The sequence below is a fragment of the Streptomyces sp. TRM68416 genome (assembly GCF_014596915.1).
Classification (GTDB): domain Bacteria; phylum Actinomycetota; class Actinomycetes; order Streptomycetales; family Streptomycetaceae; genus Streptomyces.
Genome location: NZ_JACVWU010000033.1, coordinates 41,337 through 66,480 on the forward strand (window position 1 = coordinate 41,337; position 25,144 = coordinate 66,480).

The window sequence follows — 25,144 nt, forward strand, 5'->3', positions numbered from 1 at the left end:
TCACAGCAGTCCTACGGCGGTGTCCACGGCCGCGGCCACATCGCCGTCCGCCGGGTACAGCAGCGAACGGCCCACGACCAGGCCCCGCACGGTGGGAAGTTGGAGGGCGCCGCGCCACTTCTCGTAGGCGCCCTCCTGGTCCTCGCCCACCTCGCCGCCGAGCAGGACCGCGGGCAGCGTGGAGGTCTCCATCACCTGGGCCATGTCGTCCGGGTTCTCGGTGACCGGGACCTTGAGCCAGGTGTAGGCCGAACTTCCGCCCAGGCCGGAGGCGATGGCGATGGACCGGGTGACGGCCTCGGCGGAGAGGTCGTTGCCGAGTCTGCCCTCCGGAGTGCGGCGGCTGATGAACGGCTCGACGAACACCGGGAGTCTGCGGGCCGCCATGTCGTCGATGGCACGGGCAGTGGACTCCAGGGTGTTCAGGGAGCCCGGGTCGTCGTAGTCGATACGGAGGAGCAGCTTGCCCGCGTCGAAGCCGAGGCGCTCGATGTCCTCGGGGCGGTGGCCGGTGAAGCGGTCGTCGAGTTCGAAGCGGGCGCCTTGCAGGCCGCCGCGGTTCATGGAGCCCATGACGACCTTGTCGTCGAGGACGCCGAGCAGGAGGAGGTCGTCGAGGATGTCGGCGGTGGCGAGGACGCCGTCGACGCCGGGGCGGGAGAGGGCCAGGCAGAGACGTTCCAGGAGGTCGGCGCGGTTGGCCATGGCGAGCTTGCGGTCGCCGACGCCGAGGGCTCCGCGGGCAGGGTGGTCGGCGGCGACGATCATGAGGCGGTCGTTGTCGGCGAGCAGGGGCCTGCGGCGGCGGCGGGCTGCGGCTTCGGCGATCGCCTCGGGGTGGCGGGTGCGGGTGCGGGTCAGCTCCGCGGGGTTGATGGTCACTTCGTCGCCTCGGCTTCGCCTTCGGCGTGTGTGTTCCCACCCGCACCACCCGTGCTGCTTTCGTCGTCGGGTGCGGGTGGCCCCTGTGGGGCGGGAGCGCCGTCGGCGGGTGCGGGTGCGGGTGGGGTTTGGGGGGCGGGGGCGCCGTTGGTGGGTGCGGGTACTGATCCTGTTGTCAGGGCTGTCTTGATTTCGTCGCTTGTCGGCATCGCCGAGCTGCACTCCAGGCGGGAGGCGACGATGGCGCCTGCCGCATTGGCGTGGCGCATGATCGTCTCCAGGTCCCAGTCGTTGAGGAGGCCGTGGCACAGGGAGCCGCCGAAGGCGTCGCCGGCGCCGAGGCCGTTGAGGACGTGCACGGGAAGGGGCGGGACCTCGGCCTGCTCGCCCTTGCGGTTGACGGCCAGGACGCCCTTCGGGCCCTGCTTGACGACCGCGAGTTCGACTCCCGCGTCCAGCAGCGCCCGCGCCGCCGCGTGCGGTTCGCGCAGGCCGGTGGCGACCTCCACCTCGTCGAGGTTGCCGACGGCGACGGTGGTGTGGCGCAGGGCCTCGGCGTAGAAGGGGCGGGCGGCCTCGGGGTCGGCCCAGAACATCGGGCGCCAGTCGAGGTCGAAGACCGTGGTGCCGGACTTGGCCCGGTGGGCGAGGGCGGCGAGGGTCGCGGTACGGCTGGGCTCCTCGCTCAGGCCCGTGCCGGTCACCCAGAAGACGCGGGCGTCACGGACGGCGTCGAGGTCGAGCTCGTGGGCGTCGATCTCCAGGTCGGGGGCCTTGGGCCGACGGTAGAAGTACAGCGGGAAGTCGTCCGGCGGGAAGATCTCGCAGAAGGTGACCGGGGTGGGCAGTCCCCGCACCGGGGTGACCCAGCGGTCGTCGACGCCGAAGTCCCCGAGGGCCTGGCGCAGATAGGTGCCGAAGGGGTCGTCGCCGGTACGGCTGATGAGGGCCGTACGCCGGCCCAGCCGCGCCGCGGCTACCGCGACGTTCGCCGCCGAGCCGCCCAGGAACTTGCCGAAGGATGTGACCTGCGGCAACGGGACGCCCGTCTGCAGCGGATAGAGGTCCACTCCGATCCGCCCCATGGTGATCAGGTCGTACGCCATCGCGTTCCCTTCGTATCGGCTCTCCCGGATTTCTAGCCCCGAGCGTGGAGCCCTGTCAATGTTTTGTCCAGACATTCGGACGAGACCTTGACAGGGGTGCGGCACGCGCCGAAGCTGGCCGCCATGACGCCGTTGTCACCTCAGTCATCCCAGTCCTCACTGTCACGCATCCGGATCGGATCGGCCCCCGACTCCTGGGGCGTGTGGTTCCCCGACGATCCCCAGCAGGTGCCCTGGCAGCGCTTCCTCGACGAGGTCGCCGAGTCCGGCTACGAGTGGATCGAGCTGGGGCCGTACGGGTACCTCCCGACCGATCCGGCCGTGCTCGCCGAGGAGACGGCCCGACGTGGCCTGAAAGTGTCGGCCGGCACGGTCTTCACCGGGCTGCACCACGGCACGGACGTGTGGGACAAGACCTGGGCCCACGTCGCGGACAACGCGGTGCTCGCGCAGGCCATGGGCGCCTCCCACCTCGTCGTCATCCCCTCCTTCTGGCGGGACGACAAGACCGGGGAGGTGCTGGAGCCCTCCTCACTGACGCCGGAACAGTGGCGCAACCTCACCTCGCTGACCGAGCGGCTCGGGCAGCGGGTGCGGGATGAGTACGGCCTGCGGATCGTCGTCCACCCGCACGCCGACACGCACATCGACAGCGAGGAGAACGTGGTGCGGTTCCTGGACGGGACCGACTCCTCGCTCGTCTCGCTGTGCCTGGACACCGGGCACTACGCCTACTGCGGCGGCGACAGCGTCAAGCTCATCGAGACGTACGGGGAGCGGATCGGCTACCTGCACCTGAAGCAGGTGGACCCGGAGATCCTGGCGGACGTGCGGGCGAAGGGGACGCCGTTCGGGCCGGCGGTGGCACAGGGCGTGATGTGCGAGCCGCCGGGTGGCGTGCCCGCGCTGGGGCCCGTCCTGGAGGCCGCGCAGAAGCTGGACGTCGACCTGTTCGCGATCGTCGAGCAGGACATGTACCCGTGCGATCCGGACAAGCCGCTGCCCATCGCCCAGCGGACTCGGGCGTTTCTTAGGTCCTGCGGAGCGTAAGCGCTCCGCAGGGGGCGCGATATTCGTCTGCGGCACCGTTGGGGCTGGTCGCGCCCCGCGGCGGAGCCGCATATCCGACACAGCCCCGCGCCCCTTCGGGGCGCTGTCAATGCGCCGCGCCTTCACTCCCGCGTACGCCTTTGCCTCACCTGTGTCACAAACGCCCCCCTTGTGTCACGCATGTCGCGTGTACGCGGGTCCTGCGTCACACCCGGTGCACAGGCCCTGCCCGGGCGTCGGGCGCCGTCGTTCACGGGGCACAGGCTTTGTGATCGCCAGCGCAGCGCCCGGTACCCCCGACGGCCACCCCCCGGCCGCCGCCGCGGCGCGCGCAGGGAGGTGCCACTCATGACCGACCGACGGCTCTGGTCCTACAAGGAGATCGCGGCGCACATCAGGGTGCAGCCCGACACCGTGCGGTCCTACCGCAAACACGGGCTGCTGCCACCGCCCGACCACGTGGAGGGCGGTAAACCCTTCTGGTACGCCGACACCGTGCGGTCCTGGGTGGCGTCCCGGCCGGGCAACCGGGGGCGCAGGGCGGACTGACCGCCGGGCGGCGCGGCGCCTGTGCCCCCGTCCCCCGGGGCACAGGTCAGCCCCACGGCTCGATGACCGTCACCCCCGAGCCGGGCGCCGTGCCCATCGCCGCCAGGGCGGCCGGGGTCGCGTCCAGGGTGATCGTGGAGGTGACCAGGAGGTCGGGGCGCAGCACGCCGGAGCGGACGAGTTCCATCATCGGCGGGTAGGTGTGCGCGGCCATGCCGTGGCTGCCGAGGAGTTCGAGTTCCAGGGCGACGGCGCGGGCCATGGGGACCGGGGTGGTGCCGTCCGGCGAGGGCAGCAGGCCGACCTGGACGTGTCGGCCGCGGCGGCGCAGGCCGTTCACCGAGGCGGCGCAGGTGGCGGGCGAGCCGAGGGCGTCGAGGGAGAGATGGGCGCCGCCGCCGGTCAGCTCCTGGACCGCCTCGGCCGTGTCCGGCGCATCCGACGCGTCCACGCACTCCGCGGCTCCGAACTTCCGCGCCAGGTCGAGGGCGCGCTGCGATACGTCGACGGCGACCACCCGGGCTCCCGAGGCCGCCGCGATCATCACCGCCGACAGGCCCACCCCGCCGCAGCCGTGCACCGCGACCCACTCCCCCGCCGCGACCCGGCCCTGCTGCACCACCGCGCGGAACGCCGTGGCGAACCGGCAGCCGAGGGAGGCCGCGGTGGCGAAGGACAGGTCGTCGGGGACGGCGACCAGGTTCACATCGGCGTGGTCCAGCGCCACGTACTGGGCGAAGGAGCCCCAGTGGGTGAAGCCGGGCTGGGTCTGGCGCTCGCAGACCTGGTGGTCGCCCGCGGCACAGGACGCGCAGCTTCCGCAGGCGCAGACGAAGGGGACGGTGACCCGGTCGCCGGGGCGCCAGTGGGTCACACGGGCGCCGACCTCCTCCACCACCCCGGCGAGTTCGTGGCCGGGGACGTGCGGGAGCGTGATGTCGGGGTCGTGGCCCTGCCAGCCGTGCCAGTCGCTGCGGCACAGGCCGGTGGCCATGACGCGTACGACCACTCCGTGGTCGGCGGGCCGGGGGTCGGGCAGGTCACGTATCGCGGCCGGCTCGCCGTACCGGTCGAAGACCACAGCTCTCATGTGCGCTCCTGTCGTCGTTGTCCGTGGGTACATCACCATGACTCCGGCTCTTTGGCCACGTCCCGCCGCGCCGCCCTCGCCCCCCTCAGCCGCAGCCCCGCCGACGGGAACAGCAGCACCGACAGCATCGCCGCGCCGACCAGCGCCGCCGCCTCGTCGGTGTGCAGGCTGCCCTCGTCGACGCCGATCGTCGTGATCGCCACGACCAGGGGAAGGGCGGTGGAGGCGAACAGGGCGAGGGCGCGCCGGTCGCGGGTGCCCAGGTCGGGCGGGGCCAGGGCGTACACCGGGAAGCCTCGCACGAGGAGGAACAGCAGGAGGAAGCCGGGCAGGAGCAGCAGGGCGCGGCCGCCGGACAGGAGCGCGTCGAGGTCGAACTCGATGCCGGTGACGACGTAGAAGACCGGCACGAGGAAGCCGAAGCCCATCGCCTCCACGCGTTCCACCACCGATCCCGCGCTCTCGGGGGCCGCGCCGTGCAGGACCAGGCGGGCGAGCATGCCCGCGGCGAAGGCGCCGAGGAGGGTGTCGAGGCCGAGGGCCTGGGAGAGGCCGAGCATGACGGCGAGGAGCAGCACCACCAGACGTACGGCGAACTGGCCACTGCTGTGCAGGGTCGCGGCGATCACCTTGGCGAACCACGGCGGGCGCGGCCGCATCGCCCACCACACCGCGCCCGCCGTCAGCAGGGCGAACGCGGCCAGCAGTGCCGTCGACTCGCCCCACGAACGGCCGCTCAGCAGCAGCGCGATGGCGATGATCGGCCCGAACTCCCCCACCGCGCCGACCGCCGACATCACCGAGCCGAAGCGGGAGCGCAGATCCCCGGCATCCCGCAGCATCGGCAGGACGACGCCGAGGGCGGTGCTGGTCAGCGCCGTACCGATGAAGACGCCGCGGTCGAAGCCCGAGAGGAGGGTGGCCAACCCCAGGCCCGCCGCGAGGGAGACCAGCCAGGCCGCCGCCGAGCGCTTCAGGGTGGCCCCGCGGATCTTGTCGAACTCGATCTCGTAGCCGGCCAGGAAGATCAGCATCGCCAGGCCGAGGTCGGCGAGCGCGTCGATGACCGCTCCGTCGCCCGCCCAGCCCAGCACGTCCGGGCCGACCAGGATGCCCAGGCCGATCTCGAAGATGACGAGCGGAACCGGCAGCCGACGGCTGATCCCGTGGGCGAGCAGCGGCGCGAGCACCGCGATGGTCATGATCAGGATGAGCGTCCCGGCCTGCGACATAGGGGGTGCTTACCATACAGTTCGGTCAAAACCGTCCAACACGAGGGATTTGCCGTGGCCGACTCCCCGTCCTCCCCGCCCTCCTCGTCCTCCCCACCCTCCCCGCCCTCCCCGTCTGCTCCTCCGCCTGCTGGTGCGCGACAGCAGGCGCCGTCGGCGTACCGGAGCGGGCTGTGGCGGCGGTGCCTGTGGGGCGGGCTGGCCCTGTGGACGCTGACCGCGCTCGTCACGTACGCCACGAAGAACACCACCCTGCTGCCCACCCTGATCCTGCTCGGCAGCTTCCTGGTGCCCGTCACCTTCGTGCTCTGGGCGTACGAACGGCACGGCCGCGACCTGGGGGTGGGCGTGATCCTCGGCTGCTTCCTGACCGGCGGCACGCTGGGCGTGCTCGGCGCGTCGGTCATGGAGTACTACCTGCTGCACCCGTCGCTGTGGATGTTCGTCGGCGTCGGGCTCATCGAGGAGGCGGTGAAGCTGGGCGCGCTGATGTTCGTGCTGCGGCGACAGCCCCGGATCCGCGGGATGAGGGCGGGGCTGGTGCTCGGGGCGACCGTCGGGTTCGGGTTCGCCGCCCTGGAGAGCGCCGGGTACGCGTTCAACGCGGCCGTCTCCACCGAGGGCATCGACCTGCGGGCCCTGCTGGAGACGGAGATCCTGCGCGGGGTGCTGGCACCCTTCGGACACGGGCTGTGGACGGCGATCGCCGGCGGCGTGCTGCTCGCCGACCGGCGCGCGGACGGACGCTTCCGGCTCGCCGGTCCGGTGGTCGCGACCTACTTCGGCGTCTCCCTGCTGCACGCCCTGTGGGACTCCACGCACGGCATCGCGGTCTGGCTGGTGGCGCAGCTGACCGCCACGGGCCTGGACCGGGAGCTGTTCGCCCAGGGGTATCTTCCGCACCCGACCGATGAGCAGCAGCACCTGTTCACCCTGTTCTCGGTCGGGGGCCTGGTCCTGGTCGCGCTCCTCGGGCTGGCCTGGGCGCGTTCGCTGGCCCGTAGCGACCCTTCTTGGAGAAATACCCCGTAGGGGTATAGCGTGGTAGGTGCGGGGTTCCCTCCCGGACCCCGTCGGCCCCACACGCCCCGACGAGGAGTAACGACATGAGCGTCAGCGCCACCTACAAGGTCAGCGGAATGAGCTGCGGACACTGCGAAGGTGCCGTCTCCGGCGAGATCTCCGGGATCCCGGGCGTCAGCTCGGTGAAGGCCGTCGCCTCCACGGGCGAGGTCACGGTCGTCTCCGACGCGGCGCTGAGCGAGGAGGACGTGCGGGCAGCCGTGGACGAGGCCGGCTTCGAGCTGGTCGGCGTCGCCTGACCCCGGAGCCCCGACCATGTCCGCCACCCAGGCCCCGACGACCCCCACCTCCGAGGTGGAGCTGCTCATCGGCGGAATGACCTGCGCCTCCTGCGCGGCCCGCGTCGAGAAGAAGCTCAACCGGATGGACGGGGTCACCGCCACGGTGAACTACGCCACGGAGAAGGCCAAGGTCAGCTACCCCGAGGGCGTCGAGGTCGCCGATCTGATCGCGACCGTGGTGAAGACCGGGTACACGGCCGAGGAACCGGCGCCGCCGGAGCCCACCCTCGTCGAGGAGGCGGCGACACCGGAGGACCCCGAGTCGGCGTCCTACCGGCAGCGGTTCACCGTATCCGCCGTCCTCGCGGTCCCCGTCATCCTGCTCTCGATGGTCCCTGCCCTCCAGTTCGACAACTGGCAGTGGCTGGCGCTCACCCTGGCCTCCCCCGTCGTGGTCTGGGGCGGACTGCCCTTCCACCGTGCCGCGTGGACCAACGCGCGGCACGGCGCCGCCACCATGGACACCCTGGTCTCCCTGGGCACGCTGGCCGCGTTCGGCTGGTCGCTGTGGGCGCTGTTCTTCGGCGACGCGGGCATGCCCGGGATGCGGGACAGCTTCCGGCTCACCGTCGGCGGCATGGACGGCGCCTCGACGATCTACCTCGAAGTGGCCGCCGGGGTCATCACCTTCATCCTGCTGGGCCGCTACCTGGAGGCCCGCGCCAAGCGACGCGCGGGCGCGGCCCTGCAGGCCCTGATGGAACTGGGCGCCAAGGACGTCGCCGTCCTCCGGGACGGACGCGAGGTGCGGATCCCGGTGGCGCGGCTGGCCGTCGGGGACCGGTTCGTCGTGCGGCCCGGGGAGAAGATCGCCACCGACGGCACCGTCGTCGAGGGCGTCTCCGCGGTGGACGCCTCCATGCTGACCGGCGAGTCCGTGCCGGTGGACGTGGCCGCCGGGGACGCGGTCACTGGGGCGACCGTCAACGCCGGCGGGCGCCTGGTCGTCGAGGCCACCCGGGTCGGCGCCGACACCCAGCTCGCGCGGATGGCCCGGCTGGTGGAAGAGGCGCAGAACGGCAAGGCCGAGGTGCAGCGGCTGGCCGACCGGATCTCCGCGGTCTTCGTCCCGGTCGTCCTGGTCATCGCCGTCGCCACCTTCGGCGGCTGGCTCGGCGCCACCGGTGACACCGTCGACGCCTTCACCGCCGCCGTCGCCGTCCTCATCATCGCCTGCCCGTGCGCCCTGGGCCTCGCCACCCCGACCGCCCTGATGGTCGGCACCGGCCGCGGCGCCCAGCTCGGCATCCTCATCAAGGGACCCGAGGTCCTGGAATCCACCCGCCGCGTCGACACCGTCGTCCTCGACAAGACCGGCACCGTCACTACCGGCCGCATGACCCTCCAGGAGGTCTACGTCGCCGAAGGCGCCGACGAACGTCAGGTGCTGCGCCTCGCGGGCGCCCTGGAACACGCCTCCGAGCACCCCGTCGCCCGGGCCGTCGCCGCCGGCGCGCAGGAGAGGGCCGGGGAGCTGCCGTCGGCCGAGTCCTTCGAGAACGTCCCCGGCCGGGGCGTACGCGGCCGCGTGGAGGGCCGTGACGTCGCCGTGGGGCGGCTCTTCGACGAGCTGCCGCCGGAGCTGGCCCGCGCCCGGGACAAGGCCGAGAGCAGGGGACGTACGGCTGTCGTCGTCGGCTGGGACGGGGTCGCCCGCGGGGTGCTCGCCGTCGCCGACGCGGTCAAGGACACCAGCGCCGAGGCCGTACGCGAGCTGCGCGCGCTGGGGCTCACTCCGGTGCTGCTGACCGGGGACAACCGGGCGGTGGCCGAGACGGTGGCGCGGGCCGTGGGGATCGAGCAGGTCGTCGCGGAGGTACTGCCCGAGGACAAGGTCGAGGCCGTACGGCAACTGCAGGGCGAGGGACGGGTCGTCGCCATGGTCGGCGACGGCGTCAACGACGCGGCCGCGCTCGCCACCGCCGATCTGGGCCTCGCCATGGGCACCGGCACGGACGCGGCGATCGAGGCCGGCGACCTGACACTGGTACGCGGCGATCTGCGCGTGGCCGCGGACGCGATCCGGCTGTCGCGCCGGACGCTGGCCACGATCAAGGGCAACCTCGTGTGGGCGTTCGCCTACAACGTGGCCGCGCTGCCGCTGGCGGCGGCGGGACTGCTGAACCCGATGATCGCCGGGGCGGCGATGGCCTTCTCGTCGGTCTTCGTGGTGACGAACAGTCTCCGTCTGCGGACGTTCCGTTGAGGTTTGCCGGGGAACCCCCTCTGGAGTCCGACGCGAGCCTCACATAAGCTCTTCACAAGGCTCGCGCATCATCCTTACGCAGAGGCCTCATCGGCTGTATCGGGGCCCTTGCGTATCTAACGGACATATGCAAGAGACGCAGATCACAGTGATGTGAACGTAACCATCGAAGGGGTTCGAAGGTCTAAGTTGACGGTGTCAGGAAGCGTCTTGGGGGGCGCCTACTGACATCTGGGGATGTCTTGGGGGACTTTCCCAGAGATGCGTTGCCGGGGCACGTACACCGGGGAGCTTTGAGCGGCCCTCCCGAGCGTGCGCTGTCCCGGCAGACCGCACACCGAGTAGTACGGCGATTTTTGCTCGTTCTGCTCAACGCAGTACGCAACAACAGCGATTCAGGCGCTGGTCTCCACAGACGCCCGGCCGGATCCCGTGGGGGGAATCCGCACCGGGACATGGGAAGGCGCCCTGGACGTCGGCCCGTGGGGGGACCGGCGCCAGGGCGCCTTCTTCTTTGCCTGTTCGGCGCTGCTTTGCCTGTTCGGCGCTGCATGTTCTTCGTTACATGTTTTTCGTTGCATGTCAGCGCGGGGGCCGCGTGCCGACCCAGGGGCGCGGGGAACTGCGCGACCGGCCACAGCCGTTCCGCAGTCGCCCGCGCGCCTTCAGTCCCGAGCTCTCAGGCGTCGGCGCCCCTCAACGGCAGGTCAACGCTGCTCGACCGGGACGAAGTCCCGCTCCACCACGCCCGTGTAGATCTGCCGCGGGCGGCCGATACGGGAACCCGGCTCCTTGATCATCTCGTGCCACTGGGCGATCCAGCCCGGCAGGCGGCCGAGGGCGAACAGGACCGTGAACATCTCGGTCGGGAAGCCCATGGCGCGGTAGATCAGGCCGGTGTAGAAGTCGACGTTCGGGTAGAGGTTGCGCGAGACGAAGTAGTCGTCGGAGAGCGCGTGCTCCTCCAGCTTGAGCGCGATGTCCAGCAGCTCGTCGGACTTGCCGAGGGCCGAGAGGACGTCGTGCGCCGCCGCCTTGATGATCTTGGCGCGCGGGTCGAAGGACTTGTACACCCGGTGGCCGAAGCCCATCAGGCGGACGCCGTCCTCCTTGTTCTTCACCTTGTTGATGAAGGAGTCGACGTCACCGCCGGCGTCCCGGATGCCCTCCAGCATCTCCAGCACGGACTGGTTGGCACCGCCGTGCAGCGGGCCCCACAGCGCGTTGATGCCGGCCGAGATCGACGCGAACATGTTGGCCTGCGACGAGCCCACCAGACGGACCGTGGAGGTCGAGCAGTTCTGCTCGTGGTCCGCGTGCAGGATGAGCAGCTTGTCCAGGGCGGAAACCACGATCGGGTCGAGGTCGTACTCCTGGGCCGGCACCGAGAAGGTCATGCGCAGGAAGTTCTCGACGTAGCCGAGGTCGTTGCGCGGGTAGACGAACGGGTGACCGATCGACTTCTTGTACGCGTACGCCGCGATCGTCGGGAGCTTGGCGAGCAGGCGGATCGTGGAGAGGTTGCGCTGCTTCTCGTCGAACGGGTTGTGGCTGTCCTGGTAGAAGGTCGACAGCGCGGAGACGACCGACGACAGCATCGCCATCGGGTGGGCGTCGCGCGGGAAGCCCCGGTAGAAGTTCTTGACGTCCTCGTGCAGCAGGGTGTGCTGCGTGATGTCGTTCTTGAACGTGCTCAGCTCGTCGACGGTCGGCAGCTCACCGTTGATCAGCAGGTACGCGACCTCCAGGAAGGTCGAACGCTCGGCCAGCTGTTCGATCGGGTAGCCGCGGTACCGGAGGATGCCCTGCTCGCCGTCGAGGTAGGTGATGGCGGATTTATAGGCGGCCGTGTTGCCGTAGCCGCTGTCCAGGGTGACCAGACCGGTCTGGGCGCGGAGCTTGCCGATGTCGAAGCCCTTGTCGCCGACGGTGCTGTCGATCACCGGGTAGGTGTACTCGCCGTCGCCGTACCGCAGTACTACAGAGTTGTCGCTCACGTCTTCCCTCACCGACGTTGTGCCTCTTCTTCGAGGTTGCCCTGACTGTCTCTACCATCCCCCATTTGGCGCAGGTGAGTGCACTCGGGGTCGACCATTGGGCCTATTGACGGCACTCAGTGCCGCCAACCTGCTCATCCTGCCCCCTCGACAGGGGGCTCCGGAAGAGCTGTGTGACCTTTCCGACTCGTTTGATCGATCAAATTTCACTCACCCCTCCAGGAGGCGTGGTGAGAGCCTGGCATTCAGCCCTCAAGGGGGCGTGGGGCGAGCATGGCGTGGGGCGAGCATGGCGTGGGGCGAGCGTGGCGTGGGGCGAGCGTGGCGTGGGGCGTGCTCGGGTGTCATGCGTCTGTCCTGCGCGGTGCGAGTCTGAAGTCGAGTGCCGTCCAGCGGCGGCCCGCCGACACCGTGCGCACCGCCTGGCCGATCGCCTTGCGCGAACCCACGAGGACGACCAGCTTCTTCGCCCGGGTGACCGCCGTGTACAGCAGGTTCCGCTGAAGCATCATCCACGCGCCCGTGGTCACCGGGATCACCACCGCCGGGTACTCGCTGCCCTGCGAGCGGTGGATCGTCACCGCGTACGCGTGCGCCAGCTCGTCCAGTTCGTCGAAGTCGTACGGCACCTCCTCGTCCTCGTCCGTCAGCACCGTCAGACGCTGGTCGACCGGGTCGAGCGAGGTGACCACGCCCACGGTGCCGTTGAAGACGCCGTTCTCGCCCTTCTCGTAATTGTTGCGAATCTGGGTGACCTTGTCGCCGACCCGGAAGACCCGGCCGCCGAACCGCTTCTCGGGCAGATCGGGGCGGCCGGGGGTGATGGCCTGCTGGAGCAGGCCGTTGAGCGTGCCCGCGCCGGCCGGACCGCGGTGCATGGGCGCGAGCACCTGGACGTCGCGGCGCGGGTCGAGGCCGAACTTGGCCGGAATCCGCCGGGCCGCGACGTCCACCGTGAGCCGGCCGGCCTCCTCCGTGTCGTCCTCGACGAAGAGGAAGAAGTCCTTCATGCCGTCCGTGACCGGGTGCTGCCCGGAGTTGATCCGGTGCGCGTTGGTGACCACGCCGGACTGCTGGGCCTGCCGGAACACGCGCGTGAGGCGGACGGCGGGGACGGGGCTGTCGTCCGCGAGGAGGTCCCTGAGCACCTCGCCCGCGCCGACCGACGGCAGTTGGTCGACGTCCCCCACGAAGAGGAGGTGGGCGCCCGGGGGGACCGCCTTCACCAGCTTGTTGGCCAGCAGCAGGTCCAGCATCGAGGCCTCGTCGACCACCACCAGGTCGGCGTCCAGGGGGCGATCCTTGTCGTAGGCCGCGTCGCCGCCGGGCTTGAGCTCCAGCAGGCGGTGGACGGTGGAGGCCTCGGCGCCGGTGAGTTCCGCGAGGCGCTTGGCGGCCCGGCCGGTGGGGGCGGCGAGCACGACCTTCGCCTTCTTGGCGCGGGCCAGCTCCACGACCGAGCGGACCGTGAAGGACTTGCCGCAGCCGGGGCCGCCGGTGAGGACGGCGACCTTCTCCGTCAGCGCCAGCTTGACGGCGGCCTCCTGCTCGGGGGCGAGGTCGGCGCCCGTGCGGTCCTTCAGCCAGGCCAGCGCCTTGTCCCAGGCGACCTCGCGGAAGCCGGGCATGCGGTCCTCGTCGGTGCGCAGGAGGCGCAGGAGCTGGGCGGAGAGGGAGAGTTCGGCGCGGTGGAAGGGAACGAGGTAGACGGCAGTGACGGGGTCCCCGTCCTTGCCGTCCGGGCCCGGCACCTTCTCCCGTACGACGCCGGGGTCGCCGGAGTCCTCGTCCGGCAGGGCCAGCTCCGCGAGACACTCGATGACCAGGCCGGTGTCGACCTGGAGCAGCTTCACCGCGTCGGCGATCAGGCGTTCCTCCGGGAGGAAGCAGTTGCCCTGGTCGGCGGATTGCGACAGGGCGTACTGCAGGCCCGCCTTGACGCGCTCCGGGCTGTCGTGCGGGATGCCGACGGACTGGGCGATGCGGTCGGCGGTGAGGAAGCCGATGCCCCAGACGTCGGCGGCCAGTCGGTAGGGCTGGTTCTTCACCACGGAGATGGAGGCGTCGCCGTACTTCTTGTAGATGCGTACCGCGATGGAGGTGGAGACCTCGACGGTCTGGAGGAAGAGCATGACCTCCTTGATCGCCTTCTGTTCCTCCCAGGCGTCGGCGATCTTCCTGGTGCGCTTGGGGCCGAGGCCGGGGACCTCGATGAGGCGCTTGGGCTCCTCCTCGATGATCTTCAGGGTGTCCATGCCGAAGTGCTGGGTGATGCGGTCGGCGAAGACCGGGCCGATGCCCTTGACCAGGCCTGAGCCGAGGTAGCGGCGGATGCCCTGGACGGTGGCGGGGAGGACGGTGGTGTAGTTCTCCACGGTGAACTGCTTGCCGTACTGCGGGTGGGAGCCCCAGCGGCCCTCCATCCGCAGGGACTCGCCGACCTGGGCGCCGAGCAGCGCGCCGACGACCGTGAGGAGGTCGCCGCCGCCTCTGCCCGTGTCGACGCGGGCCACCGTGTAGCCGTTCTCCTCGTTGGCGTAGGTGATGCGCTCCAGGACACCTTCGAGCACGGCGAGTCGCCGCTCGCCGCTCCCCGTTCCCCGATCCATGCCCTGACGGTACCGGGGGCCGCTGACAGTCGGGGGGCGGCGGGACGGCCGGGTGCGGTGGGGGTGCGTGTGGGGCGCCTGGGCCCGGGTGGATGCCTGCGGCGGCCTGCCCGGGTGCGGTGGGGGTGCGCGTAGCGCCTGGGGCGGGTGGGTGAGTCGGGGCCGCGCCGGGGGGTATCCGTCCTCGGTCCGGCGCCCCGCACGCCTACAGGTCCCCCACGTCAACGCCGGCCGCTGCGGGCGGACACCCCCCGACACGTCCCCTCCCCGCCGCGGGCGGCTGCGGGCCCGTCCGCCTTCCGGCACAGGACCAACTCGCAGTACAGGCCGACTCGCGACGCGCGGCCGTCTTCCCCCCTTGCCGGCCGTCGGCCACCATCCGCCTTCCGACGCAGGTTCACATCACGCAGCCCGTCACCTTCCGACGCAGGTCCGCATCATTCAGCCCGTCCGGCGTTTGAGGACGAGGCCCCTTCAGGGCCGATGGGGGTCCGGGGGCGGAGCCCCCGGGTGGGGTGCAGGGGCGGAGCCCCGTGGGGGTCTGGGAGCGGAGCCCCCTGGCGGGGTTGAAGGGGCGGCAGCCCCTGGGATGGGACGGGTAGGGGCGGCGGGGGCGGAGGACGTGGAGGGTCACGATCCGGTCTCAGGGGGTGGGTGAGGGGTTGATTAACGGACGTGTAATCGATTCCAATCCTCTCTACACGTCGATGTAATCGATTCCAGCAGTATCCACAAGGAGGTGGAACGGCGATGGCGAGCATCAAGGACGTCGCCCGTGAAGCGGGCGTCTCCGTTGCCACGGTCTCGCGCGTCCTGAACGACCACCCGTCGGTCAGCGCGGACGCACGCGCACGCGTACTGGCCGCCGTCGAGACCCTGGGCTACCGCCCGAACGCCGTCGCCCGTTCCCTGCGCACCGACCAGACCCGCACCCTCGGCCTGGTCATCAGCGACGTACTGAACCCGTACTTCACCGAACTGGCCCGCTCCGTGGAGGAGGAGGCCCGCGCGCTCGGCTACAGCGTCATCATCGGCAACGCCGACGAGCGACCCGATCTTCAGGATCACCACGTGCGGACCCTGTTGGACCGGCGGATCGACGGGCTTCTCGTCTCCCCCACCGACGGCGGCTCCCCGCTGATGCTCGACGCCGCGCGCGCGGGAACCCCGATGGTCTTCGTCGACCGGTGGATCCCGGGCGTGGACGTACCGGTGGTGCGGGCCGACGGGCGGGCGGCGGTGCGGGATCTCGTCGCGCACCTGTACGGGCTGGGGCACCGGCGGCTCGCCATCATCGCGGGCCCCGCGGCCACCACCACCGGACAGGAACGCGTGGAGGCCTTCCGGGACGCCCTCGCCGCCCACGGACTCGAACTCCCCGACGCCTACATCGGCCAGGGCGACTTCCAGGCCGAGAGCGGGCGCCGGGTCACCGAGGGCTTCCTCGACCTGCCCGAGCCGCCCGAGGTCGTCTTCGCGGCCGACAACCTGATGGCGCTCGGCGCCCTGGACGCCGTACGCGCGCGTGGGCTGCGGGTGCCGCAGGACCTCGCGCTCGCCGCGTTCGACGACATCCCGTGGTTCGTGCACACCGATCCGCCGGTCACCGCCATTGCCCAGCCCACGGGCGAGCTGGGGCGCGCCGCCGTACGCGCGCTGGTCGACCGCATCGAGGGGCGGCCCCCCGAGTCCGTCACCCTCCCCGCCCGTCTCGTCGTACGCCGCTCGTGCGGCGAGCCACCGGCTTCCCCGGAGCCGACCCCCGTACAGAACAGGAGCCAGTCGTGAGCAACGCGGACGAGTTGCTGCGCATCGAGGGCATAAGGAAGGTCTTCCCGGGCGTGGTCGCGCTGGACGGCGTCGACTTCGATCTGCGCCGGGGCGAGGTGCACGTCCTCCTCGGTGAGAACGGCGCGGGCAAGAGCACCCTCATCAAGATGCTCTCCGGTGCCTACACGCCCGACGACGGGCGGATCCTGGTGGGCGGTGAGGAGGTGCGCATCCATGGTGCGCAGGACTCCGAGCGCCTCGGGATCGCCACCATCTATCAGGAGTTCAATCTCGTTCCCGATCTGACGGTCGCCGAGAACATCTTCCTGGGGCGGCAGCCGCGCCGGTTCGGGATGATCGACCGCGGGCGGATGGAGGCCGAGGCCGCCGAGCTGTTGAAGCGGGTCGGGGTGAACGTGTCCCCACGCGCGCGGGTGCGTGAACTCGGTATCGCGCGGCTCCAGATGGTCGAGATCGCCAAGGCGCTCAGCCTGGACGCGCGCGTGCTGATCATGGACGAGCCGACCGCGGTGCTCACCTCCGAGGAGGTCGACAAGCTCTTCGCCATCGTGCGCACCCTGCGCGAGGACGGCGTCGGTGTTGTTTTTATTACGCATCACTTGGAGGAGATCGCCGCCCTCGGTGACCGGGTCACCGTCATCCGGGACGGGAAGAGCGTCGGGCAGGTGCCCGCTTCCACGCCCGAGGACGACCTCGTACGGCTCATGGTGGGGCGGTCGATCGAGCAGCAGTACCCGCGTGAGCGCGGCGAGACCGGTGAGCCGCTGCTGAAGGTGGAGGGGCTCGGCCGGGACGGCGTCTTCCACGACGTCTCCTTCGAGGTGCGCGCCGGTGAGGTCGTCGGCATCGCCGGGCTCGTGGGCGCGGGCCGTACGGAGGTCGCACGGGCCGTGTTCGGCGCCGACCCCTACGACCGCGGCACGGTACGGGTGAACGGCTCCGGTCTGCGCGGCAACGATGTCAACGCCGCCATGGCCGCCGGGATCGGCCTCGTCCCCGAGGACCGCAAGGGGCAGGGGCTCGTGCTCGACGCCTCCGTGGCCGAGAACCTGGGCCTGGTGACCCTGCGCACCGCCACGCACGCGGGGCTCGTCGACCTCAAGGGGCAGCGCGAGGCCGCCGCCCGGGTCGCCGAGCAGCTCGGCGTGCGGATGGCGGGCCTCGGCCAGCACGTGCGCACGCTGTCCGGCGGCAACCAGCAGAAGGTCGTCATCGGCAAGTGGCTCCTGGCCGACACCAAGGTGCTGATCCTCGACGAGCCGACCCGCGGCATCGACGTCGGCGCCAAGGTCGAGATCTACCAGCTGATCAACGAACTCACGGCCGCCGGTGCCGCCGTACTGATGATCTCCAGCGATCTGCCCGAGGTGCTCGGCATGAGCGACCGGGTCCTGGTGATGGCCCAGGGCCGGATCGCCGGAGAACTCGCCGCCGACGAGGCGACCCAGGACGCCGTGATGGCGCTCGCCGTAAGCACTTCCCCTACCACTGAGACGGAGGCCCCCCGTGGCCGCTGACACGCTCAAGAGCACGACGGGCGCCACGGGGCTGCGCCGTCTGCTCCTCGACAACGGCGCGCTGACCGCGCTGATCGTCCTGGTCATCGCCATGTCGGCGCTGTCCGGTGACTTCCTGACCACCGACAACCTGCTGAACGTCGGCGTCCAGGCCGCCGTGACCGCCATCCTCGCCTTCGGCGTCACCTTCGTCATCGTCTCGGCCGGCATCGATCTGTCGGTCGGGTCGGTGGCGGCCCTGTCGGCCACCGTGCTCGCCTGGAGCGCCACGCAGGAAGGTGTTCCGGTCGTCCTCGCCGTGCTGCTGGCCGTGGCGACCGGTATCGCCTGCGGTCTGGTCAACGGCTTCCTGATCTCCTACGGCAAGCTGCCCCCGTTCATCGCCACGCTCGCGATGCTCTCGGTCGGCCGCGGCCTGTCCCTGGTCATCTCGCAGGGCTCCCCCATCGCCTTCCCCGACTCCGTCTCGCACCTCGGCGACACGCTCGGCGGCTGGCTGCCGGTGCCCGTGCTCGTGATGGTCGTCATGGGGCTCGTTACGGCCTTCGTGCTGGGCCGGACCTACATCGGGCGCTCGATGTACGCGATCGGCGGCAACGAGGAGGCCGCGCGCCTGTCGGGCCTGCGGGTGAAGAAGCAGAAGCTCGCCATCTACGCGCTGTCCGGCCTCTTCGCGGCGGCCGCGGGCATCGTGCTCGCCTCCCGGCTGTCCTCCGCGCAGCCGCAGGCCGCGCAGGGCTACGAACTGGACGCCATCGCGGCGGTCGTCATCGGCGGCGCCTCCCTGGCGGGCGGCACCGGCAAGGCCTCCGGCACGCTCATCGGCGCGCTGATCCTGGCGGTGCTGCGCAACGGGCTGAACCTGCTGTCCGTGTCCGCCTTCTGGCAGCAGGTGGTCATCGGTGTCGTCATCGCACTGGCGGTGCTGCTGGACACCGTGCGCCGCAAGGCCGGGGCGGCCCCCGTGCCCACCGGCACCGGCAACAAGGGCAAGCAGGCGCTGACGTACGTCCTCGCCGCCGTGGTCGCGGCGGCGGTCATGGGCGCCACCTCGCTGCTGCACAGCGGCTCCTCCAACGCGGCCCAGCAGAAGGTCGGTCTGTCGCTGTCGACCCTCAACAACCCGTTCTTCGTGCAGATCCGGGCCGGCGCGCAGGAGCAGGCGAAGAAGCTGGGCGTGGACCTGACGGTCACCGACGCGCAGAACGACGCCTCCCAGCAGGCCAACCAGTTGCAGAACTTCACCTCTGAGGGCCTCGGGTCCATCATCGTCAACCCGGTCGACTCGGACGCGGCGGGCCCCTCGGTGCGCTCGGCGAACAAGGCCGGCATCCCGGTCGTGGGCGTGGACCGCGGGGTGAACAACGCGGAGACGGCCGCGCTGGTGGCCTCCGACAACGTCGAGGGCGGCCAGTTGGGCGCCAAGGCGCTCGCCGAGAAGCTCGGCGGCAGGGGCACGATCGTCATCCTCCAGGGCCAGCCCGGCACGTCGGCCAGCCGTGAGCGCGGCGCGGGCTTCGCCGAGGGGCTGAAGGACTACCCGGGCATCAAGGTCGTGGCCAAGCAGCCGGCCGACTTCGACCGCACCAAGGGCCTCGACGTGATGACCAACCTGCTCCAGGCCCACCCCGACATCGACGGTGTCTTCGCCGAGAACGACGAGATGGCGCTCGGCGCGATCAAGGCGCTCGGTACCAAGGCCGGCAAGTCCGTACAGGTCGTCGGTTTCGACGGCACGCCGGACGGTCTGAAGGCCGTGGAGGCGGGCACGCTGTACGCGTCGGTGGCGCAGCAGCCCAAGGAACTCGGCAGGATTGCCGTGGACAACGCGGTACGGGCGGCCGAGGGCAAGAAGGTCGAGCAGACCGTGAAGGTGCCGGTGAAGGTGGTCACGAAGGAGAACGTGGCCGGCTTCGGCGGCTGACACAGGCGCAGGGCGGGCGGTCCGAGGACCGCCCGCCCCACGTCACTTACTAGGGGAGCTACTTCATGTACGACTACGACCTCCTGGTCGTAGGGTCGGCCAACGCCGACCTGGTGATCGGCGTCGAGCGCCGACCGGGGGCCGGCGAGACCGTGCTCGGCTCCGACCTGGCCGTCCACCCGGGCGGCAAGGGGGCGAACCAGGCCGTCGCGGCCGCCCGGCTCGGGGCGCGTACGGCCCTGCTGGCCCGGGTCGGCGACGACGCGCACGGCCGACTCCTGCTCGACTCGCAGCGGCACGCCGGGGTGGACACGGTGGGCGTCCTGGTGGGCGGGGCGCCGACCGGGGTCGCCCTGATCACCGTCGACCCGTCCGGGGACAACAGCATCGTGGTCTCCCCGGGCGCGAACGGCCGTCTCACCCCCGGCGACGTGCGGGCCGCCGCAAGCCTCTTCCAGGCCTCCCGCGTGGTCTCCGTACAGCTGGAGATCCCGCTGGAGACGGTGACGGAGGTGGTCCGCAACCTCGCGGACGGCAGCCGCTTCGTCCTCAACCCCTCCCCGCCCCAGCCGCTCCCGGCGGAGGTGCTGGCCGCCTGCGACCCGCTGATCGTCAACGAGCACGAGGCGAAGGTGATCCTCGGCGACGCGGCGATCGGCGACCAGCCCGAGGACTGGGCCCGGGTCCTGCTGGCGAAGGGCCCGCGCTCGGTGGTCGTCACGCTCGGCGCGCAGGGCGCGCTGGTGGCGTCCGCGGAGGGTGTGGCGCGGGTTCCGTCCGTGAAGGTCGCGGCGGTGGACACGACGGGCGCGGGCGACGCCTTCACCGCGGCCCTGGCCTACCGGCTGGGCACCGGCGCCTCCCTCACCGAGGCGGCGACCTACGCGGCCCGGGTCGGGGCGGCGGCGGTCACCAAGGAGGGCGCGCAGGTGTCGTTCCCCACGGCGGCGGAGGTCGAGGCGCTGTGAAGAAGGCGGGCATCCTCAACCGCCACCTGTCGGGTGCGCTGGCTGAGTTGGGCCACGGCGACGGCGTCCTGGTCTGCGACGCGGGCATGCCGATACCCGAGGGCCCGCGCGTGGTCGACCTCGCCTTCCGCGCGGGCGTCCCGTCCTTCGCCGAGGTACTGGACGGGCTGCTGGCGGAGCTGGTGGTGGAGGGCGCGACGGCCGCGGAGGAGGTACGGGAGGCCAACCCGCCGACTTCGACGCTGCTGGAGGGGCATTTTCCGGGGCTGACCCTGGTCCCGCACGACCGTCTGAAGGCCTTGTCGCGGGATGCGCGGCTGGTGGTCCGGACGGGGGAGGCTCGGCCGTACGCGAATGTGCTGCTGAGGTGCGGGGTGTTCTTCTAGCCCCCGCCGCCGCCCATGCTTCGGCCCTGCTTCGCCCCGTACATGCTTCGAGGGGGCCCGGTCCATGGACCGGGCCCCCTCGTGCTGTTCCCCTCCGTATCAGAACCCCCGCGATCCCCCCAGATCCCCCTCCAGAAGTTCTGATGCCTAGTACGACACGGCAGGCGGGGGAAGGGTTGCACGGTTCCGCGAGATTTTTTCACCGGGAGAGATCCGGGGCCACCTCAGCGAGCCGTATCCCCCTGCTCTCCGCGACCCGCTTGACGTCCACCAGGGAGTCGACGAGGCAGACGGCCAGGTAACGCAGTTCGCCGCTGGTCGCCTTCTGCTCGGCGAGGAGTTCGGCAGCGTGGTCGAGAAGGGCACCGGCCATGCCGAGTTGAGCCGACTCCATGCCGTCGGCGAGACGCGAGACGTATCCCGTGCCGTCGCCGACCAGATAACAGGGCTTGCCCTCCGGGCCCGTCCAGGGCAGCAGGCGCGGTCCGCGGTCGGCGCCGGGATCTGTGGGCGGGTGGGAGTGGGGGTGGGGGTGGGAGTGGGGGGTGGTCATGTGGACCTACCTTCTCCGTGACTGCGTTCTGTGGCGAATCCATCACAGAGTGGGGTCGGGGGTGGCTAGGCTTCCAGGGGGGAGAGCTTGACATCGCGATTGTCAAGAAGGGGAGTTGCCGCATGGACGAAGGTCGCGAGCCTCGGACGGCCCGGGAGAAGTTCGGAGCGGAACTGCGACTTCGCCGGAAGGCGGCGGGACTCACCCAGGCGGAGCTGAGCCATCGCGTCATGTGCTCGCCCACGCTGATCAGCCACTACGAAGCGGGCAGGCGCCTGCCCACCTACGACGACGCGCAGCGGATCGACCATGCCTTGGAAACGGGTGAGTTCTTCGCCCGATGGCTGAAGGAGCTGAAGTCCAAGTGGGCCGCGTACTTCGCCGTCATGGCCGACCTGGAGTGGCAAGCGACGCTGATCCAGCAGTTCGCCCTCACGCTGGTTCCCGGGCTGCTCCAGACGCCTGCCTACGCACGAGCGGTGTTCCACGCCTACCGCCCCAACTGCACGGCCGAGGAACTTGACAGGGAGGTTGCCATTCGGATGGGGCGTGCCCAGCTCCTGGACGGACCACTGAAGCCGGTCCTCTGGACGCTCCTTGACGAGTGCGTACTCCGGCGCCGCGTCGGCGGCCCTCAAGTCATGGCCGAACAGCTGCGCAAGATCGCGTACATGGCGGAATCGGGACGGCTACGGCTGCACGTGCTGCCGTACGGCGTCGGGGCCCACGCCCTTCAGCAGAGTCTGCTCACGCTCATGAACTTCGAGGACTCGGCTCCAGTGGCCTACGTCGAGGGCTTCCTCACCGGCAACTTGATGACCGACGCGGCGTTGGTGGCCGAGAGTCAGTCGGCCTACTCTCTTGCCCTGAGCGACGCCTTGTCACAGCGGGAATCCCTGGCCCTCGTCAAGTCAGCAGCGGAGGAGCACGCGCATGGCAAGCAGTGAGCACACCGTCTCCAACGCGTCCAGGCTCACCGGGTGGTACAAGTCCAGCTACAGCGGCGGCGGCCAGAGCGACTGCCTCGAACTCGCCCGTTCCTCCTGCGCCCGCATCCCCATCCGCGACAGCAAGACCCCCACCGGACCGGCCCTGACCTTCTCCCCCCACGGTTGGACGTCATTCGTAGCCGCCCTCAAAGAGGGGGACCTCACGGGCTGATACAGCCAACGCCCGCTGATAACGCACCGTAGGGCCGCCCGCTTCTTGGCCAGTGTCGTGCTTCCGCGACCCGAGTAAAGGGCGCTACGCGTCGCCTTCGGCGATGGGCCTCCGGCCCACCCTTGACTCGGCCCGCTCCAGCACGGAGGAGAAGCGAGCGAGCGGCCCGAAACACGGGTGGCCAGACCGGGGTCCGGGCGAGCGTGACTTGCGGGGCGGACCGGCGTCGGGGGCGCGCTCGCGCCTCGCCAGCACGCCGGGCTGGCATAGCGGCGAACGGCCGGTGGGGGGCGGGGGCGCATCGGCGGGATGAGGGCACGCCGGGCGGGCTCGGCGACGAACAGCCAGTGAGAGTGCGGCATGCGGCATGCATTGGCAGGAGTGGGGCACGCCGGGGCCGGATGGGATTGACGACTTGAGGCCAGCGAGTGAGGGCGTCCCTGCGGTGTGGAGTGGTGGCAAGTGCGGCGCTTGCGGTGCATTCGTCCGCCAGCCAGGCAAACACCGGTGCAATGAAGGCACTTCGCAAACCACAGCGCCCCCAATAGCCGCAACAGCCCTCCATGAAGAGGTAATTGGCAGTTTCGGGCCAGCTACGGACGGCATCTCTCCAGGTCAAGGCGCTTGGCGTGGCCCAAATCTGCCAATTACCTCCTGCCCTGTGACCTGGGAGAGGAATGTGACTCGTGAGGCTCCCCGGCCCACACACCCGAGGCCGGACCGCACCCCACCCACCGACCGCTCGCCAACCGGCATGCCGCCACCACTCCAACGCGCACCACCGACCAGCCGCTCGCCGCTATGCCCGCCCCTCGTGCCACCACTGCGCCGACGCGCCCCCACCACCCACCATCCGGAAGCCGCCGAGCCCTACCCGGCGTGCCGCCGCTGTGCTGGCGCGTGCCACCCACCGGACCCCTTGCCGCCAAGCCGACCCGGCGTGCCGCCACTGCGCCGACGCGCCCCCATCACCCACCGGCCGGAAGCCGCTATGCCAACCCGGCGTGCAGGCGAGGCGCGACCGCGCCCCCGACCCCGGCCCGCCCCGCAAGCCGCCCCAGGGCCCACCCCGGTCTGGCCACCGCTTTCCCCGGGCCGCCCGCACGCTTCTCCCCCGTGCTGGAGCGAGCCGAGTCAAGGGTGGGCCGCAGGCCCATCGGCGCAGCCGACGCGGAGCGCAGCGCAGCGCCCTTTACTCGGCTCGCGGAAGCACGACACTGACCCAGAAGCGGGCGGCCCACACCAAGAAACGGCAACCTGTCAGCCCCGCACCGCCGGGTACTGCAAGATGCCGGAAACCGCCGGTGCCGTACGGCACCGCACCGTCGGGCTGTCTGCCGACACCGGCGTCGACATCACCACACCCACTCCACAGCAGACCTCACCCCTCATCCCTCCCCAGGGGTCACTCACCTCGCGGCACCCCCGTAGACCCCCGCACCATCAGCTCCCCCCGGATCGTCGCGATCCCCCCGGGCGGCTCCTCCTCGCGTCCCATCGCGATGCGCCCGGCCCGCGCTCCCGCCTCCGAAAGCGGCAGTCTCACCGTCGTAAGGGAGGGGACCGCGTCGATGCTGAAGGGGAGGTCGTCGAAGCCGGCTACCGAGATGTCGTCCGGGATGCGGAGGCCGGAGTCGCGTACGGCTGCGCAGGCGCCGAGGGCGACGGAGTCGTTGGCGGCGACGACGGCTGTCAGGGACGGGTCGCGGCGGAGCAGCTCCAGGGTGGCCTCGTAGCCGGACTGGCGGTCGTAGCGGCCGTGGACCGTCCAGCGGGGGTCCTCCTCGATGCCGTGGTCCTGCAGCGCGGCCCGGTGTCCCTCCAGGCGGTGGCGGGTGGTCGTGCGTTCCTCGGGGCCCGCGATGTAGCCGAGGCGGCGGTGGCCGAGGCCGATGAGGTGGTCGGTGAGTTCGCGGCCGCCGCCGCGGTTGTCGAAGGTGAGCGCGATGGCGCCGGCGTCGGGGGCCGGCGGGCGGCCGCACAGGACCACCCGGGTTCCGGCGTCCGCCAGCTTCCGCAGCTTCGCCGAGACCGCGGCGATGTGCGACGGGTTCTCGACGGCTCCGCCGGTGAGGATCACGGCGGCGGCCCGCTGGCGCTGGAGCAGGGTCAGGTACGTCAGTTCGCGTTCCGGGGAGCCGCCGGTGTTGCAGACGACGGCCAGCCGTTCGCCGCCCGCTCGGCCGCCCGGTCCGCCGATCTCCGCCTGGATCGCGCTCGCCATGATCCCGAAGAAGGGGTCGGCGATGTCGTTCACCAGGATCCCGACGAGGTCGGACGTGGCCGCGGCCAGGGCGCTCGCCGGGCCGTTGAGTACGTAGTCCAGCTCGTCCACGGCCCGCAGCACCCGCTCGCGTGTGGACGCGGCCACGGGGTAGTTGCCGTTCAGTACGCGCGACACCGTCGCGGGGGAGACCTGGGCGCGGGCCGCCACGTCCGCCAGGGTCACCGTCATCTCGTCGTCCTCCGGTCGCGCGCAACAGCGCGTTTCAGTCGTACGTCGTCGTACGTCGTCGGTCGTCGTCGGTCGTCGTCGGTCGTCGTACGCCGCCGTACGTAGTCATACGTGGTCGTACACGCGGGCTTCCACGGCCCGGTTCCGAGCCGCCCCAAGCCCCTGCTGCCAGCAGACCCTAAGCCCCCCACGCCCGGTTGTTCGCCCCCTCGAACAACTCAACCCCGTCACGGTCTTGTCCGGACCACTGCACAGAGGCTAGCTTCTTCCTAGATAGAAAGCGCTTGCTGTGACGCTCATCAGT

General features: G+C 70.9%; 20 protein-coding genes. 12 read left to right on the forward strand and 8 right to left on the reverse strand.

Annotated features, from left to right (window positions below):
- Positions 1–882 (reverse strand): deoxyribose-phosphate aldolase, encoded by an 882-nt coding sequence (locus ICC28_RS36095; RefSeq protein WP_188293056.1) that lies wholly within the window; start codon positions 880–882, stop codon positions 1–3.
- A complete protein-coding gene (gene iolC / locus ICC28_RS36100) occupies positions 879–1,988 on the reverse strand; it encodes a 5-dehydro-2-deoxygluconokinase (RefSeq protein WP_188293057.1) in 1,110 nt (369 codons plus the stop codon). Before iolC ends, ICC28_RS36095 begins: the two co-directional genes overlap by 4 nt.
- A 123-nt stretch (positions 1,989–2,111) precedes the next feature.
- Here iolC and ICC28_RS36105 point away from each other — a divergent pair, with 123 nt between their 5' ends.
- Positions 2,112–3,038 (forward strand): sugar phosphate isomerase/epimerase family protein, encoded by a 927-nt coding sequence (locus tag ICC28_RS36105; protein ID WP_188293105.1) that lies wholly within the window; start codon positions 2,112–2,114, stop codon positions 3,036–3,038.
- A gap of 348 nt (positions 3,039–3,386) precedes the next feature.
- Positions 3,387–3,587, forward strand: a complete 201-nt coding sequence (locus ICC28_RS36110; RefSeq protein ID WP_188293058.1) for a helix-turn-helix transcriptional regulator — start codon at positions 3,387–3,389, stop codon at positions 3,585–3,587.
- Positions 3,588–3,633: 46 nt separating this feature from the next.
- Here ICC28_RS36110 and ICC28_RS36115 read toward each other — a convergent pair whose 3' ends face one another.
- Positions 3,634–4,677 (reverse strand): zinc-dependent alcohol dehydrogenase family protein, encoded by a 1,044-nt coding sequence (locus ICC28_RS36115; protein ID WP_188293059.1) that lies wholly within the window; start codon positions 4,675–4,677, stop codon positions 3,634–3,636.
- A gap of 32 nt (positions 4,678–4,709) precedes the next feature.
- Positions 4,710–5,909 (reverse strand): cation:proton antiporter, encoded by a 1,200-nt coding sequence (locus ICC28_RS36120; protein ID WP_188293060.1) that lies wholly within the window; start codon positions 5,907–5,909, stop codon positions 4,710–4,712.
- Between the two features lie 54 nt (positions 5,910–5,963).
- Between ICC28_RS36120 and ICC28_RS36125 the strand changes: the two genes are divergently transcribed.
- The 3 genes from ICC28_RS36125 to ICC28_RS36135 all read left to right on the forward strand — a co-directional run bounded on the left by ICC28_RS36125 (position 5,964) and on the right by ICC28_RS36135 (position 9,479).
- Complete coding sequence (locus ICC28_RS36125; RefSeq protein ID WP_188293061.1) at positions 5,964–6,941, forward strand: PrsW family intramembrane metalloprotease; 978 nt, start codon at positions 5,964–5,966, stop codon at positions 6,939–6,941.
- A 74-nt stretch (positions 6,942–7,015) separates the two neighbouring features.
- Positions 7,016–7,231 (forward strand): heavy-metal-associated domain-containing protein, encoded by a 216-nt coding sequence (locus ICC28_RS36130; protein ID WP_188293062.1) that lies wholly within the window; start codon positions 7,016–7,018, stop codon positions 7,229–7,231.
- A 16-nt stretch (positions 7,232–7,247) separates the two neighbouring features.
- Positions 7,248–9,479: a heavy metal translocating P-type ATPase gene (locus tag ICC28_RS36135; protein WP_188293063.1), complete on the forward strand. Its 2,232-nt coding sequence runs from the start codon at positions 7,248–7,250 to the stop codon at positions 9,477–9,479.
- A 707-nt stretch (positions 9,480–10,186) separates the two neighbouring features.
- On the opposite strand, the gene ICC28_RS36140 is transcribed toward ICC28_RS36135, so the two are convergent.
- Together ICC28_RS36140 and ICC28_RS36145 are read right to left on the reverse strand one after the other, a co-directional pair.
- Positions 10,187–11,476, reverse strand: a complete 1,290-nt coding sequence (locus tag ICC28_RS36140) for a citrate synthase (protein WP_188293064.1) — start codon at positions 11,474–11,476, stop codon at positions 10,187–10,189.
- A gap of 344 nt (positions 11,477–11,820) precedes the next feature.
- A complete protein-coding gene (locus ICC28_RS36145) occupies positions 11,821–14,085 on the reverse strand; it encodes an ATP-dependent RecD-like DNA helicase (RefSeq protein WP_188293065.1) in 2,265 nt (754 codons plus the stop codon).
- Positions 14,086–14,835: 750 nt separating this feature from the next.
- Between ICC28_RS36145 and ICC28_RS36150 the strand changes: the two genes are divergently transcribed.
- From ICC28_RS36150 to rbsD, 5 genes are all read left to right on the forward strand, one after another.
- Entirely contained in the window at positions 14,836–15,873 is a 1,038-nt protein-coding gene (locus ICC28_RS36150) for a LacI family DNA-binding transcriptional regulator (protein WP_188293066.1), read from the forward strand.
- Positions 15,870–17,393, forward strand: a complete 1,524-nt coding sequence (locus tag ICC28_RS36155) for a sugar ABC transporter ATP-binding protein (RefSeq protein ID WP_188293067.1) — start codon at positions 15,870–15,872, stop codon at positions 17,391–17,393. Before ICC28_RS36150 ends, ICC28_RS36155 begins: the two co-directional genes overlap by 4 nt.
- Positions 17,383–19,317, forward strand: a complete 1,935-nt coding sequence (locus ICC28_RS36160) for a substrate-binding domain-containing protein (protein ID WP_188293068.1) — start codon at positions 17,383–17,385, stop codon at positions 19,315–19,317. Before ICC28_RS36155 ends, ICC28_RS36160 begins: the two co-directional genes overlap by 11 nt.
- A 65-nt stretch (positions 19,318–19,382) precedes the next feature.
- A complete protein-coding gene (locus ICC28_RS36165) occupies positions 19,383–20,285 on the forward strand; it encodes a ribokinase (protein WP_188293069.1) in 903 nt (300 codons plus the stop codon).
- A complete protein-coding gene (gene rbsD, locus ICC28_RS36170) occupies positions 20,282–20,671 on the forward strand; it encodes a D-ribose pyranase (RefSeq protein WP_188293070.1) in 390 nt (129 codons plus the stop codon). Before ICC28_RS36165 ends, rbsD begins: the two co-directional genes overlap by 4 nt.
- A 199-nt stretch (positions 20,672–20,870) precedes the next feature.
- Here rbsD and ICC28_RS36175 read toward each other — a convergent pair whose 3' ends face one another.
- Complete coding sequence (locus ICC28_RS36175) at positions 20,871–21,224, reverse strand: hypothetical protein (protein ID WP_223190398.1); 354 nt, start codon at positions 21,222–21,224, stop codon at positions 20,871–20,873.
- A 122-nt stretch (positions 21,225–21,346) separates the two neighbouring features.
- Between ICC28_RS36175 and ICC28_RS36180 the strand changes: the two genes are divergently transcribed.
- Positions 21,347–22,171 carry a helix-turn-helix transcriptional regulator gene (locus ICC28_RS36180; RefSeq protein WP_188293071.1) on the forward strand — a complete coding sequence of 275 codons (825 nt, stop codon included), beginning with the start codon at positions 21,347–21,349 and terminating at the stop codon, positions 22,169–22,171.
- The gene (locus tag ICC28_RS36185; RefSeq protein WP_188293072.1) at positions 22,158–22,385 is read left to right on the forward strand and encodes a DUF397 domain-containing protein; all 228 of its coding nucleotides are present in this window, start codon (positions 22,158–22,160) and stop codon (positions 22,383–22,385) included. Before ICC28_RS36180 ends, ICC28_RS36185 begins: the two co-directional genes overlap by 14 nt.
- 1,405 nt (positions 22,386–23,790) lie before the next feature.
- Here the strand turns inward: ICC28_RS36185 and ICC28_RS36190 are convergent.
- Positions 23,791–24,840, reverse strand: coding sequence for a LacI family DNA-binding transcriptional regulator (locus ICC28_RS36190; protein ID WP_188293073.1), 1,050 nt, complete (start codon positions 24,838–24,840; stop codon positions 23,791–23,793).
- Positions 24,841–25,144: the final 304 nt, after the last annotated feature.